We start from the raw sequence: 13,562 nt of genomic DNA on the forward strand, positions 1-13,562 counted from the left end.
ACGCACGGATCATGCCTTGCGTATGAAATCGATTTCGCCTACTCTGGCGCATACCCGATCACCGACGATCCAGGGATGCGACCAGGGCCCGTCGGCGGCAGCCGAGATCACCGCAGCGACTCGATGAGGAGTCCGTTCCTGAGGAGGAACCCATGAGAATCACAACTCGTACGCGCAGGGCCGCGATCGCCGCTCTGGGCGCGCTCACGGTCGGCGTCATGCTGGCCGCGTGCGGTTCCGGCACGCCGGGGGAGTCTGCCGGCGACGGAGGCGGAGAGGACGGCGTCACCACGGTGCAGTTCTGGCACCGGACGTTCACGCCTGTGGAGAACGAGTGGTACGCCGACATCGTGAAGAAGTTCAACGCCTCGCAGGACAAGATCGAGGTCGTCGATACCGAGGTGCCCGCCGACGCGTGGGACCAGAAGATGAAGGCGGCCCAGGCCGCCGGCAAGGCCCCGGACGTCTACACCAGCTCCGCCAACCTCTACGACCTCGTGAACGCCGGATCGGTGCACGAACTCGACTCCATCGTCCCGAAGGACGCCCTCGACGAGATCCTCGACAACGCGAAATCGATCTCCGAGATCGACGGCACGCACTATGCCTATCCACTGCTGCTCGAGCCTCAGACCGTGCTGTTCTGGAACAAGGACATGTTGGACGCTGCCGGTGTCGATTCAGGGAGCGCCCCGGCGACATGGGACGATCTCCTCGCCGCCTGCGCGAAAATCCAGCCGACGCTCTCCGACGGGCAGTACTGCATCTCGCCGGCGCAGGATGCGGTGACAATGGCGTGGTCGACCGTGGGGCAGCAGTACAACTTCGCCGGACACCTGGCGCTCACCGACGACTGGACCGCCCCTGACATCGACAACGAGGGCTACCGGAGCCTGATGGAGCAGTACCAGCAGCTGTGGGACAAGGGATACATGCCCAAGCAGCCTCTCGCGGCATACGTCGCAGGCGAGGACTTCGGTCAGCAGAAGGTCGCCTTCAAGGTGTCCGGTTCGTGGATGATGTCCGAGATCGGCTCGGACTACACCGACCTGCTCAGCAAGACCGGCGTCGGTGCCTTCCCGAGTTCGTCGGATGCGGACGGCCGCACAGCCACCACGATGGGCAACTTCACCTGGGTTGTCGACGCGAAGAGCAAGGCCCCCGAAGCCGCCGGCGAATTCCTCGCCTGGGCGATCGGCGGCGAGCCGCAGAACCTCGTCCCATTCTTCGTCGACACACAGTTCACCAAGGTGCCGGTGCGTCAGTCCGTGCAGGATGCCGTCGCGGCGAGCGAAGAGGCCGCTGATGCTCCGTGGTCGAGCATCATCGTCGACGACATCGCGCCGGACGCCATCCCCGGTTCCACCTACCCCTGGGATGTCAATCTCGCCGTCGGCACGGCGATGGAATCCGTGATGAAGGGCTCCGCCTCGGTGGATGACGCGATCAAGACCGCGAATGCGGCGATCCAGACCGTCATCGACCGCGACGGGCTGTCCGACAAGGCACCAAAGAACTGACGTCGCTCACTGTTCGGGGGTCGGCCCCGGCCCCCGAACAGTGAAGGACACGAGATCACGACGAGGTGGATATGGCCAATCAGGCTGTGCAGGAACGCCGGGCGATCCGGCAGCGGCAGAACCGTTACCGCTATCGCGACAACAGGACCGCGTACTGGTTCCTGCTGCCGCTGGTGGTGCTGCTGGGGATCTTCGTGATCTGGCCGGCCATCTACGCCGGATACCTGTCATTCCAGGACTGGAGCTTCTACAAGGACCCGGAGTTCGTCGGCATCCGCAACTACGCCAACGTGCTCAAGGATCCGCTGTTCCTCGCGACCATCGGTCGCGGCTTCGCCTTCGTGCTCCTCACCGTGCCGATCATGCTCGTGCTGGCGTTCCTCTTCGCAAGCCTCGTCGTGACCGTGTCTCGACGGGCGGCCAGCCTCCTGAAGGTCAGCATCTACATCCCGACGATCATCTCCGCCGTGATCGCGTCGATCATCTTCGTGCTGATCTACAACTACTCCGGCGGACTCCTCAACGCTTTCCTCGGTACCTTCGGCATCGAGCCGATCGCCTGGATAGGTGATCCCAAGTGGGCGCTCCTCGCCATCGCGGTCCCGGCGATCTGGCTGGGCATGGGACTGACCTCGCTGATCATGGTCGCCGCGATGGTCGACATCCCGGCGGAGTACTACGAGGCGGCGGCGATGGAGGGGGCCAACTGGGGCCAGAAGACCGCGTACATCACCATCCCGCAGATGAAGAACGTGGTGCTGTACCTGCTCATCACCGGTTTCGTCGCCGCGATCCAGCAGTTCGAACTGCCCCTCGTCATGACCCAGGGCGGTCCGCTGGATTCCACGACCCTGCCGAACCTGTTCATCTTCAACCACTTCCGCAACGATGTGAACGTCGGCTACTCGATCGCCGCAGCGCTGTTGCTGTTCGTGGTGCTGGGTACGATCTCTGCCCTCGTCTTCAAGTTCGTCAACTCCGAGAGGCTGGTGGACTGATGGCCGTCATGCAGGAGACCACGCGCATCGTGCTCGCCGGCAGAGAACCTCGCTCGACCAGGCCGCCGCGCAGCGCCGGAGGCTGGCTCGTCGTCATCGGCAAGGTGATCCTGGGTGCGCTGTTCGTCATCGCGTCGCTGTTTCCGCTCGCCTGGATGGTGATCGCCGGCTTCAAGTCGAAGACCGAGGTCGTGGAGACCCCCTTCCAGTTCTTCCCCGAGGTGTGGCTCTGGCAGAACTACGCGCAGATCCTGGCCGATCCGACGTTCCTGCGCACTCTGCTGTGGACGTTCTTCGGTGCCGTGCTGTTCACCGTGGGCAGTCTCGCCGTGAACTCGCTCGCCGCCTACGCCTTCGCACGCCTCGACTTCCGGTTCAAGAAGACGATCTGGGCGATCGTGATCACGACGATGTTCATCCCCGGCATGACGATCCTGCTCACGAGCTTCATCGTGGTCACCCGCCTCTCCATGCTCGACACGCTGGCCGTGCTCGTGATCCCCGGGCTTGCGAGCGCCGGCATGGTGTTCTTCATCCGGCAGTTCTACCTGAACATCCCCAAGAGCTTGGAAGAGGCCGCGATGCTCGACGGGTGCGGTCGGTTCGGCATCTTCGTGCGCATCTTCCTGCCCTTGTCGAAGCCGCCGTTCGTCGTGATGGGGATCACCGCATTCCTCGCGTACTGGAATTCGTATGTCTGGCCGATCCTGACCATCACCTCACCGGAGCGGTTCGTGCTCCAGCAGTATCTGGCGACGTTCCGCTCCGAGCGCAGCACCGAGCTCGGCCTCTTGATGGCCGGGTCCGTGCTCGCCGCAGCGCCGGTGATCATCCTGTTCCTCATCTTCCAGCGTCAGATCATCGGCAACATCAAGATGGCAGGCCTGAAATAGCAGCACTCTGCAGCACCACCGGCACCCGCCACCCGGCGGCAGCGAGAGGAGAGATCGATGGAGATCGAGCAGAACCAGGAGTCATGGCTCAGCCGCAGGGGCGTCCTGCAGGGAGCGGTGGTAGCGGGAGCGGCGTTCCTGGCTGCGACCGGCCGGCCCGCTCCCGCGGCCGCCGCCGGACTGTCCGTGACGAGGGTCAAGGTGCTCGCCGGCACGCAGAGCCCCGTGCAGTACGGCATCGGGGCCACGGATCTCGGGATCCCCGCTCGCACACCGGATGGTCGGATGCTCTTCATGTTCGGCGACACGTGGGCCGATGGTGTCGGCGGCGCGAACTGGCGTTCCCCCGTCGCTCTCTACTCCTCGACGACGAACCTCGCCGCGGGAGTCACGTTCAACGGGAGCGCGGGTGCCGGAGCGAACACGCAGGGCGTCGCTCCGCAGCTCTGGTATTACCCGCACGACGCCTACTTCACGACAGTGATCCCCTCCGATGTGATCACCGTCGGATCGCGAATGTATCTGCACGCGATCGTCAATGGCCCTCAGTTCGGAGCCGTGCGCTGGACGGAACTCTGGAAGTCGGACGACAACGGCGCGTCCTGGCAGCACACGGGGCTGCAGTTCCCCGCGGATATGGCGGGCGGCAAGTTCCAGTGCATCACGTGGGGCGAGGGCAACGACGGCTACGTGTACATCTACGGCACGGGCTTCCAGCGCGACAAGGGCATCGTGCTGTACCGGGTGCCGTCGAACAACATGACGACGCTCTCGGCCTATCAACCGTGGGGCTTCGCGAACGGTTCATGGGGGTGGGGCAAGCCCGTCACCGAGGTGCTCGGCGGCAAGTTCGGTGAGATGTGCCTGCGACCGCTCGGCGGGAAGTGGATTCTCACCTGGTTCAACTCCGGCGCGTATCGGATCGACGCGATGGTCCTGAACACGCCGACCGACAACCTCTACACGGCCACGAAGACCACTCTCCTCACCGGCACCGAGTGGAACACGGAAGATGCCTCGCACGTCGCGCAGCTCTACGGCGGCTACATCATCCCCGGGTCGACCCTGTCGGACCTGCACCTCAGCGTGAGCCAATGGAACACGGGCAACAACAGCGTGTACCACTCGGAGCAGTTCCGCGTGCAGGGGCTGGTGTAGGCGGGCGCGTCCAGGAGACCGAAAGCAACGCTTCCTAGCTTGGGGAGCAGGGAACGACCCTGCTCCGCGCCTGGCGCGCGGGTGTCCTGCCACGAAGGAAGAACTCCTCATGACGAACACCAAAGCCCCCTCTGCCGCCGCCTCGACCGGCCTCCTGGTCCTCCGGGTCGTCGTCGGCGCGATCTTCGCCGCCCACGGCGCGCAGAAGATCTTCGAGTTCACGCTGCCCGGGACCATCGGCAGCTTCGCCGGCATGGGAGTGCCGTTCGCTGAGATCGCCGCCCCGCTGGTGGCGTTCCTCGAGCTCGTCGGCGGCATTCTTCTGATCATCGGATTCCTCACGAGGCCGGTCGGCATCCTGCTCACCATCGACATGGCGGTGGCGCTTCTCCTCGTGCACCTCCCCGCCGGGCTGTGGGTCGGGGACGGGGGCTACGAGTTCGTCGCGGTCCTCGGTGTCGCCGCGCTCGCGCTGGCGCTCACGGGAGCCGGCCGTTTCTCCATCGACGGCGCCCTGCTTCGCGGTCGTGCCCCTGCCTGGCTCGCCTGAGAGTCGCCGCGCTCAGTCCTGAGGCTCGCGGGGCGGAGTGGCGCCGATGTCCGGCACCGGGGCTGTGCCTAGGTGCACCTCCAGGTCGTCGGCCGTCGGCGTCTTCGGGCGCCGCGCGGTCGGGCGGTCGAGGTAGAACAGTGCTGTGGAGGCGATGTCGTCGCGCAGCGGTAGGTACCGCCAACCGCTGCGCCATCCGAGCGCCTGGATGTCGACCTTCGGGATACCGGTCGCGAAATGGATCGGGTCGAGCAGGTGCCAGCGGTACATGCCGAAGCGCTGCTGCGACACATACAGCCCGTCGGGACGGAGCACCTGGGGCATGCCCAGATAGGGAGTCGAGAACTCCGTGTAGCCCTGGCCGGGGATGTCGAAGTTCCAGGCACCGCCGAAGTAGTCCTCTGTCCCCGTGCCGCAGATCGTCGGATAGTCGGTGTCGTCGTCGAGGTAGAACTTGATCTCGCCTTCGCCCCACCATCCGTTGGAGTTCACGCCCCAGGCGATGTACGTGCCGACGTACTGACCCTGCCCTTCGACGCCCTCCAGAATCACGTGCGGGGTGAGATCGGCCAGCGGGTTCGATCGACGCCACTGCGCGTGGAAGTACGCGTCGTTCGAGTGGTCGCCTCCGACCTCGTAGGTCACCTGGTAGTAGACACGCACGTCGACGACGGAGGTGTTCTCGAGGGTCAGTCTGGCGCCGTCCTTGAACGGCATCGGCCAGTAGGAGTTGAATCCGCCGTGCGGGTTCGCAGCGATCGTCTGCGAGTTCACCTGCGCGAAGACTCCCCAGGCATTGCAGAAGAAGTCGCCGTACGGCACCTCGACGGCGGGTTCGTCGGCGCCGTCCCAATATGCGCGCAGCAGCAGGGTGCGCCAGTTGTCGGTATGGGTCGTGATCCAGAGGTGGGTGATCTTGCCCGCACCGGTGATGTTCGCGAGCTCGAGCGTCTCGCCGGCCTTGATGTCCATGCTGGGCGAGATCTTCCAACCGGGACCGAGGTCACGAGCGTTCATCGCGCCCGTGCCCTCGGTCGCGCGGCCACCGCCCCCAGCGGATCCGTCGAAGTTCTCGGGGGAGATCGATCGGGTCTGCACCGGTCGCAGCGCTGCGAGGGATGCCAGATCAGAAGCAGAGGAAGTCATGGGCGCCAATGTAATCGATTTCAGATGAGAACGCCAGAGAATCGAGGTGTGCGCGATACTGTTGCTTTCACGTCCGGCGCGTCCGGGCAGGCAGTGAGGGTGCATGACCACGATCTATGACGTCGCGGAACTCGCGGGTGTCTCCCCGGCGACCGTCTCGCGTGTGTTCAACGGCACGAGCGTGTCCGAGGAGAAGGTGGCCGCCGTGCGCGACGCCGCGGCCCGGCTGAACTTCACGCCGAATCGCACGGCTCGTACACTCCGACGCCAGAGCTCCGAGGTCATCGCGCTCGTGATCCCGGACATCGAGAACCCCTACTTCACGGAGATGGCGCGAGGGGTCGAAGACGTCGCCTCCGAGGCGGGCTACTCGGTCGTCCTGTGCAACTCCGACGCGCAGATGGAGAAGGAGGCGACATACCTCCGTATCGCGATCTCCGAGCACATGTCGGGGATCATCATCGCGACGGCCGACGAGCGGTCCAACCTCGAGGGCATCCTCGCGACGGGGCGTCCCGTCGTGGCGGTCGACCGCAGCACCACGTACGACATCGACGGTGTCGTGATGGCGAACCGTGCAGCGGGCACGTCCGCGACGCAGGATCTGATCGACGCGGGCTATCGTCGCATCGCCTATATCGGCGGACCCGAGCACATCGATACCGCGGCAGAGCGAGCCGCAGGATGGCGCTCCGTGCTCGCTGCGGCTCAGCCCGACCTCGACCTCGACGAGCTCGCACGGTTCGCGACGTTCCGCGTGGAGGGGGGCCGTGCCGCTATGGAGGAGCTCCTCGCGCTTCCCGAGCCGCCCGATGCCGTGGTCGCCGGGAACAACCTCATCGGCGTCGGCGCCATCCAGGTGCTCACCGAGCACGGGCTCACTCCGCCGCAGGTCGGTGTCGCCGTGATCGGGTCACTGCCCTTCACGACGCTGTCTCCCACCGCCGTCACCGTCGTTCGCCTGCCGGCGCGCCACATGGGTGTGACGGCGGCGCGGATGCTGCTCGAGCGCATCAAGGGCGACCGGCAGCCCTCGCGCACCGTGGTGCTGCGCAACGAGATCCAACCCGCCAGCCAGCGGGTCTAGCGGGAGCCCCAGAAGCGGGTCGCCAGGTGGGCGACCTCTTTGTCGAGCTCTTCGAGTCGTCGATCGACAGAGCCCAGTCGCGCGTCGAACGTCGCCTCCAGAGCGTCGAATCGGGTGTGGACCCTCGCGTCCATCGCCTCGAACTTCGTCTCCATTGCCTGGAGCTTCGTCTCCATCGTCTCGAACCGGTATCCCAGCTCGCGCCGGAGGGACGATGTCATCTTGTCGTTCTGGCGGATGAGGACGGTGAGCGCCCCCAGCATGAAGGCAGCGAACACGCCGATCAGAGTCCAGACCTGGGGTTCGTTCATCTGCATGGCTCCATCCTGCGGGGGAGTCCTCAGATTGTCACGGTATTCCAGTGCGGCTCGGGCTCGAGCCCGTGAAGAGTGGAGAGCGCGCGCTCCCCGCAGATCGTGCAGGAAAGGTCGGATCTTCTTGCGATGTGAAATCGATTTCGCATAAAGTGGCCACAGGTTTCAGATTCTGTGCCCGGTTTCAAGGAGGACACCATGCGCTGCACCCTCGGGGTGGACATCGGCACGTCCAGCAGCAAAGGCGTGCTGGTGGGGGTCGACGGCACGATCATCGCGTCGGCGAGCCGTGCGCACGAGGTCCGCCGCCCCCACACCGGCTGGGTCGAGATGGACGGCGACGTGTGGTGGGACGAGTTCGTCTCGATCTCTCGCGAGCTGCTTGAGACGGTGCCCGATGCCGAGGTGGTCGGAGTCGGTGTGAGCGGGATGGGGCCGTGCATCCTCCTCGCCGACGAGGATGACCGCCCGGTGCGTCCCGCCATCCTCTATGGCGTCGACACACGCTCGACGGCGCAGATCGATCGGATGACGGCCGACCTCGGCATCGAGGAGATCACGCGCGTCGGCGGATCGACGCTCACCTCGCAGGCGGGTGGCCCCAAGATCGCCTGGATCGGGGATGAGGAGCCGGAGGCCCTGGCGCGTGCGCGACGCCTCTTCATGCCGGCGTCGTGGCTGACCAGGAACCTCACCGGGGCGTATGTGCTCGACCACCAGTCCGCGAGTCAGGTCTCGCCGTTCTACGACATCGAGGCCGAGAGCTGGTACGGGCCGTGGTGGGAGCTGTACGCGGGCGGTATCGAGCAGCCCGCACTGCTCTGGGCGGGCGACTTGGCAGGAGAGGTCACCGCCGCCGCGGCAGCGGCAAGCGGCATCCCGGCGGGAACACCCGTGATCACGGGCAGCATCGACGCCTGGACGGAGGCGGTCAGCGTCGGCGCGCACGAGGTCGGCGACCTCATGCTCATGTACGGGACGACGATGTTCCTGGTCGCGACGGGGGCGGAGACTCTGCGCACCCCGTCGATGTGGACCACTGCGGGAGCGTTCGCCGGCACACGCAACCTCGCGGGCGGGCTCTCCACGTCCGGCGCGCTGACCGCCTGGTTGAAGGATCTGACCGGGGCGGATTACCCCGAGCTGCTGGCAGAGGCGGAGCTCTCTCCACCCGGTGCGAGGGGATTGCTCGTGCTGCCGTACTTCGCCGGGGAGCGTACCCCGATCCAAGACCCTGATGCCCGGGGCGTGATCGCCGGACTCACGCTCGAGCACACGCGAGGCGACCTCTATCGTGCCGCTCTCGAGGCCACGGCGCTCGGCGTGCGCCACAACGTGGAGACCATGCGCGCGGCGGGTGCCGACATTCGTCGGATCGTCGCGGTGGGCGGGGGCACCCAGGGGCGGCTCTGGCTGCAGGTGGTCTCCGACGTGACAGGTCTCGTGCAGGAGGTGCCGCAGACGACGATCGGCGCGAGTTACGGTGCGGCCTTCCTCGCCGCGACCGCGATCGCCGCGCCTGACGAGACGCCGGTGATCACGGACTGGAACCCCGTCGCGGAGACGATCCGGCCTGATGAGGCGCTGCGCCCGGCCTACGACGACCTGTTCGACAGATACGTGCGCCTCTACGCGGATTCGAAGGACGTCGTGCACGAACTCGCAGACACGCAGCGCGGAGCATCCGCATGACCCGCGAACGGCGCGCCCGCGGTATCCCGCACACGTCGCAGGCGACGGCGTTCCCGCTGGGAGGCATCGGGACGGGCAATGTGTCGATCGGTGCCAGGGGAGAGCTGCGCGACTGGGAGCTCGAGAACCTTCCGGACAAGGGGCGTCGCAACCCGCACTCCTTCTTCGCGATCCACGCGGCTCCGGAGGGCGGCGACGCGGTCACCCGAGTGCTCGAAGCGCGGCTCGGCGGGCGTCACGATGCAGACGCGGGCTACGCGTTCGACCAGCTCGCGGGCCTCCCGCGACTCGATGCCGCGACGCTGCACGGCGAATACCCGGTGGTCGACGTCGACTTCAGCGACGCCGTCCTACCGGTCGACGTCTCGCTGCACGCCTTCACACCCCTGGTGCCTCTCGACGCGGACGAGTCCGGCATCCCGGCAGCGGTGCTGCGTTACCGCGTGACGAACCCTGGGTCGGTCCCGGTGGCGGTCACGGTCGTGGGCAGCATCTCGCACACGGCGGGGCGTGGCACCCCGGGGCCGGATGCGCCATGGGGGATGCGTGCGACGCAGACGGTGCGCTGGCGCGACGACGGCGAGGTGCGCGGACTCGACTTCGGGGTGGATCTGCCCGAGGATGACTTCGGCTACGGGACGCTGAGCCTCACCACGACGGATGCGGCCACGACCGCCAAGCCGCAGTGGGTCACCAGCTACTGGCCCGACGGTGCACGGCTGTTCTGGAACGATCTGACTGACGACGGGCTGCTCGCGGCGGAGCCGAGGCTCACGCTGGAGGATCGGCCCAGAGGGCTCTTCGCCGAACCCGATGCCGATCCGGACGCCGCGCCGCTGACCGAAGCGGAGATGCTGGCGAAGCTTCCCCGTCTGCGCACCGGCTCGCTCGGCATCGTGCACGTCCTCGCTCCCGGTGAGAGCCGCGACTTCGAGTTCGTGCTGTCGTGGAGCTTCCCGAATCGTCGTCGTGGGTGGAACGGGCATATCGTGTTCGCCGACCCGAACCTCGACGAGATCGTGCGGAACCACTACGCGACGCTGTGGCCGGATGCCTGGGCCGCCGCTGCCCACGTGCACGCGCACCTCGCAGAGCTCGAGGAGACGACGGATGCGTTCGTCGAGGCGCTGTACGGCGGGAGTCTCGATCCGGTGCTGATCGATGCGATCGGAGCGAACATCGCGGCCGCCCGTTCCACGACCGGCTTCGTCATCGAATCCCCGAACTCCGAGCTGGGCGATGGACCGGTGTTCGCGGCGTGGGAGGGATCTTTCGATCACGGCGGCTCGTGCGAGGGCACCTGTACCCACGTGTGGTCGTATGCGCAGACCCTCGCCTGGCTCTTCCCCTCGCTCGAAAGAAGTGCTCGGCGGGTGGAGTATCTGCTCGAGACGGACGAGTCCGGGGCGCAGAAGTTCCGCGGCAACCGCGTCTTCGGAGGTCCCTCCTGGTTCATGGGTCCGGCCGTCGACGGACAGCTCGGCACTCTGCTCCGCCTGCACCGGGAATGGCGCTTCAGTGGAGACGACGACTTCCTGCGTGAACTGTGGCCCGCAGCCGCTCGCACCCTGGACTACGCGATCCGGGTATGGGATCGCGACGGAGACGGGCTCCTCGACGGGGAGATGCACAACACCTACGACATCGAGTTCCACGGGGCAGAGCCCCTCGCGAACGGCGTGTACCTCGCGGCGCTCCGGGCGGGTACGCGCATGGCTGCCCATCTCGGTGAGGACCGGCGGGCGGAGGCATGGTCGGCTCGAGCGGACCATGTCGCCGCGGCGATGGACGAGACGCTGTGGAACGGTGAGTACTACCGCCAGGTGATCGGCGATGCCGACGCGCACCGGTACCAGTACGGCGATGGCGTGCTGTCGGATCAGCTCCTCGGGCAGTTCCACGCATTCGTGAACGGCCTCGGGCACATTCTTCCCCCAGAACGAGTCGATTCGGCGCTTGCCGCGATCGTGGCGCACAATCACCGTGACGACCTGTCTGCGCACGAGAGCACGCAGCGCGTCTACGCCCTGAACGACGAAGGTGGGCTCCTGCTCGCATCCTGGCCGCACGGTGGACGCCCGGCGATCCCCTTCGTCTACTCCGACGAGGTGTGGACGGGAGTCGAGCATCAGGTCGCGGCCTCGCTTCTCTATGCCGGCCGCGTCGATGACGCGATCCTCGTCGAGCGTTCGTTGCGCGGGCGGTATGACGGGCGTCACCGCAGTCCGTGGAACGAGATCGAATGCGGCAACCACTACGCACGATCGCTCGCGTCGTGGGCGCTTCTGCTCGGAGCGAGCGGTGTGCAGTGGGATGCCCCAAGCGGCGAGCTCTCCTTCGCTCCGGCGACCGGCGGTGATCTCCGCAGCCTGTTCACCACGGGAACCGGCTGGGGGCGTGTCGAGATCGACGAGCATGAGCTGGCCATCCATCTCGACGGCGGCACGCTCGATGTCGCAGACCTGCGGCTGCGCGGCCGGACCGTCGGCCGCGACATCCGACTCCGAGCCGGGGATACGCATCGTTCCCGGCTCACCCCGACCCCAACCCCGGAGGCATCATGACCACCTACGCCCTGCCGACCACGGCATCCCGCCCGACGACCGCTCCGAAGACCGCGTATCTCATCACGTCCGGAGACCTTCGTGAGTCGGCGAACGTGGCGGGGTGGCCCACCCAGGTCGAGCTGGAGACCGGCGTCACCGGGGTGCTGAACGCCCTCGGGTGGGAGGTCATCCGGCCCTTCGGCGTCGACCCCGAGACCGGGCACGGATTCATCTCGAGCCAGCGCATGGGCCTCGAGGTGTTCACGCGCATCCCCGTCGACGCGCCGCTCATCGTCGCGATCGCCAACTGGCAGTACTCGCACCATGTGCTCGCCGGACTGCGATCCCACGAGGGGCCGATTCTCACGGTCGCGAACTTCGCCGGCGATTGGCCGGGCCTCGTCGGCCTTCTCGGGCTGAACGCGGGTCTGACCAAGATGGGCAAGCCCTACGCGACCACCTGGTCCGTCGACTTCGCCGATGAGTGGTTCTCCGACGGCATCAAGGAATGGACGGAGTCCGGCGCCATCACGCACGACAGCTCGCACGTCCGACCGCTGCCCGCGCTGCCGGACAGCCCGGAGAAGCAGCTCGGCGAGGCGCTCGCGGCACAGCTGCTCTCCGAGAAGGCGATCATCGGCGTGTTCGATGAAGGCTGCATGGGCATGTACAACGCGATCTTCGACGACGAGCTGCTCAACCCGACCGGCATCTACAAGGAGCGCCTCTCGCAGTCGGCGTTGTACGCCGAGATGCTCGACGTCACGGACGATGAAGCCGACGCCGCGTACGACTGGTTGATCGATGCGGGGATGACGTTCCGCTACGGCGAAGACGGCGTCACCGAGCTCACCCGCGACCAGGTGCAGTGGCAGCTGAAGATGTACATCGCCGCGCTCCGCATCGCCGACGACTTCGGGCTCGACGCGGTCGGCATCCAGTACCAGCAGGGCCTGAAGGACCTGGTGCCCGCCTCAGACCTGGCCGAGGGCATTCTGAACTCGACCCAGCGCCCGCCGGTGACCTCGCGCGACGGCTCTCGCGTTCTGCACGAGGGACGGGCCTTCCCGCACTTCAACGAGGCCGACGAGGGTGTCGCCGTGGACGCGCTCGTGACCGACCGGGTGTGGCGCGCGATGGGCCTCGTGCCCGACAACACGCTGCACGACGTCCGCTGGGGCGAGGACTACGACGGACAGTTCGTCTGGGTCTACGAGATCTCGGGGTCGGTGCCGGCATCGCACCTCGGGGGCTGGCAGCACGCGGAGGGATGGCGGCAGGGTCATGTGTTCTTCCCCGCGGGCGGCGCCACGATCAACGGCGTCTCGAAGCCCGGCGAGGTGGTGCTCTCCCGAGTATTCATCGCCGAGGGCATCCTGCAGGCCGACATCTTCCGGGCGTCGGTGGTCGAGCTGCCGGCGGAGGAGACCCAGCGGCGGAAGGATGCCACGAACCCCGAGTGGCCGATCGCCCACGTGGTGCTGCACGGCGTCTCGCGCGACCAGTTCATGGCACGGCACAAGGCGAACCACGCGCAGCTCGTCTACGCGCCCGACGCCGAGACCGCGGACAAGGCCCTGATCGCGAAGGCCGCGATGTTCGACGGCATGGGGATCAAGGTCAACCTGGTGGGAGAGGTGACGATCTGATCGGTCGCT

Annotated in this window: 11 protein-coding genes; 9 read left to right on the top strand and 2 right to left on the bottom strand. The window is 66.7% G+C overall.

Features of this window, described 5'->3' with window-relative positions; all coding sequences use genetic code 11:
* The first annotated feature begins 152 nt into the window (after window positions 1-152).
* The 5 genes from ILP86_RS01310 to ILP86_RS01330 all read left to right on the top strand — a co-directional run bounded on the left by ILP86_RS01310 (window position 153) and on the right by ILP86_RS01330 (window position 5,119).
* Entirely contained in the window at window positions 153-1,520 is a 1,368-nt protein-coding gene (locus tag ILP86_RS01310; protein ID WP_193761197.1) for an ABC transporter substrate-binding protein, read from the top strand.
* A 71-nt stretch (window positions 1,521-1,591) separates the two neighbouring features.
* Entirely contained in the window at window positions 1,592-2,518 is a 927-nt protein-coding gene (locus ILP86_RS01315; RefSeq protein WP_046748703.1) for a carbohydrate ABC transporter permease, read from the top strand.
* Window positions 2,518-3,411 carry a carbohydrate ABC transporter permease gene (locus tag ILP86_RS01320; protein ID WP_046748704.1) on the top strand — a complete coding sequence of 298 codons (894 nt, stop codon included), beginning with the start codon at window positions 2,518-2,520 and terminating at the stop codon, window positions 3,409-3,411. The genes ILP86_RS01315 and ILP86_RS01320 overlap by 1 nt, the downstream gene beginning before the upstream one ends.
* Window positions 3,412-3,468: 57 nt before the next feature.
* Complete coding sequence (locus tag ILP86_RS01325) at window positions 3,469-4,569, top strand: DUF4185 domain-containing protein (RefSeq protein ID WP_052748778.1); 1,101 nt, start codon at window positions 3,469-3,471, stop codon at window positions 4,567-4,569.
* Between the two features lie 109 nt (window positions 4,570-4,678).
* The gene (locus ILP86_RS01330; RefSeq protein ID WP_058632328.1) at window positions 4,679-5,119 is read left to right on the top strand and encodes a DoxX family protein; all 441 of its coding nucleotides are present in this window, start codon (window positions 4,679-4,681) and stop codon (window positions 5,117-5,119) included.
* Window positions 5,120-5,131: 12 nt separating this feature from the next.
* On the opposite strand, the gene ILP86_RS01335 is transcribed toward ILP86_RS01330, so the two are convergent.
* Window positions 5,132-6,265, bottom strand: a complete 1,134-nt coding sequence (locus ILP86_RS01335) for a glycoside hydrolase family 172 protein (protein WP_193761198.1) — start codon at window positions 6,263-6,265, stop codon at window positions 5,132-5,134.
* 103 nt (window positions 6,266-6,368) lie between these two features.
* Between ILP86_RS01335 and ILP86_RS01340 the strand changes: the two genes are divergently transcribed.
* Window positions 6,369-7,352, top strand: coding sequence for a LacI family DNA-binding transcriptional regulator (locus tag ILP86_RS01340; RefSeq protein WP_193761199.1), 984 nt, complete (start codon window positions 6,369-6,371; stop codon window positions 7,350-7,352).
* On the opposite strand, the gene ILP86_RS01345 is transcribed toward ILP86_RS01340, so the two are convergent.
* Window positions 7,349-7,663, bottom strand: coding sequence for a hypothetical protein (locus ILP86_RS01345; RefSeq protein WP_193761200.1), 315 nt, complete (start codon window positions 7,661-7,663; stop codon window positions 7,349-7,351). The genes ILP86_RS01340 and ILP86_RS01345 overlap by 4 nt on opposite strands.
* 201 nt (window positions 7,664-7,864) lie before the next feature.
* On the opposite strand from ILP86_RS01345, the gene ILP86_RS01350 reads away from it, so the two are divergent.
* Genes ILP86_RS01350 through ILP86_RS01360 form a run of 3 tightly spaced genes read left to right on the top strand, consistent with a single transcriptional unit; the run spans window position 7,865 to window position 13,553 of the window.
* Window positions 7,865-9,358 carry an FGGY-family carbohydrate kinase gene (locus ILP86_RS01350; RefSeq protein ID WP_113681054.1) on the top strand — a complete coding sequence of 498 codons (1,494 nt, stop codon included), beginning with the start codon at window positions 7,865-7,867 and terminating at the stop codon, window positions 9,356-9,358.
* Complete coding sequence (locus ILP86_RS01355; protein ID WP_193761201.1) at window positions 9,355-11,922, top strand: GH116 family glycosyl-hydrolase; 2,568 nt, start codon at window positions 9,355-9,357, stop codon at window positions 11,920-11,922. The genes ILP86_RS01350 and ILP86_RS01355 overlap by 4 nt, the downstream gene beginning before the upstream one ends.
* Window positions 11,919-13,553: a fucose isomerase gene (locus ILP86_RS01360; protein ID WP_193761202.1), complete on the top strand. Its 1,635-nt coding sequence runs from the start codon at window positions 11,919-11,921 to the stop codon at window positions 13,551-13,553. The genes ILP86_RS01355 and ILP86_RS01360 overlap by 4 nt, the downstream gene beginning before the upstream one ends.
* Window positions 13,554-13,562: the final 9 nt, after the last annotated feature.

The organism is Microbacterium sp. R1, assembly GCF_015159725.1.
GTDB classification, from domain to species: domain Bacteria; phylum Actinomycetota; class Actinomycetes; order Actinomycetales; family Microbacteriaceae; genus Microbacterium; species Microbacterium oxydans.

Excerpts from the sequence above, each read along its gene's own strand:
- ILP86_RS01310 (WP_193761197.1), top strand. The coding sequence starts at position 153 with ATGAGAATCACAACTCGTACGCGCAGGGCCGCGATCGCCGCTCTGGGC.
- ILP86_RS01315 (WP_046748703.1), top strand. The coding sequence starts at position 1,592 with ATGGCCAATCAGGCTGTGCAGGAACGCCGGGCGATCCGGCAGCGGCAG.
- ILP86_RS01320 (WP_046748704.1), top strand. The coding sequence starts at position 2,518 with ATGGCCGTCATGCAGGAGACCACGCGCATCGTGCTCGCCGGCAGAGAA.
- ILP86_RS01325 (WP_052748778.1), top strand. The coding sequence starts at position 3,469 with ATGGAGATCGAGCAGAACCAGGAGTCATGGCTCAGCCGCAGGGGCGTC.
- ILP86_RS01330 (WP_058632328.1), top strand. The coding sequence starts at position 4,679 with ATGACGAACACCAAAGCCCCCTCTGCCGCCGCCTCGACCGGCCTCCTG.
- ILP86_RS01335 (WP_193761198.1), bottom strand. The coding sequence starts at position 6,265 with ATGACTTCCTCTGCTTCTGATCTGGCATCCCTCGCAGCGCTGCGACCG.
- ILP86_RS01340 (WP_193761199.1), top strand. The coding sequence starts at position 6,369 with ATGACCACGATCTATGACGTCGCGGAACTCGCGGGTGTCTCCCCGGCG.
- ILP86_RS01345 (WP_193761200.1), bottom strand. The coding sequence starts at position 7,663 with ATGAACGAACCCCAGGTCTGGACTCTGATCGGCGTGTTCGCTGCCTTC.
- ILP86_RS01350 (WP_113681054.1), top strand. The coding sequence starts at position 7,865 with ATGCGCTGCACCCTCGGGGTGGACATCGGCACGTCCAGCAGCAAAGGC.
- ILP86_RS01355 (WP_193761201.1), top strand. The coding sequence starts at position 9,355 with ATGACCCGCGAACGGCGCGCCCGCGGTATCCCGCACACGTCGCAGGCG.
- ILP86_RS01360 (WP_193761202.1), top strand. The coding sequence starts at position 11,919 with ATGACCACCTACGCCCTGCCGACCACGGCATCCCGCCCGACGACCGCT.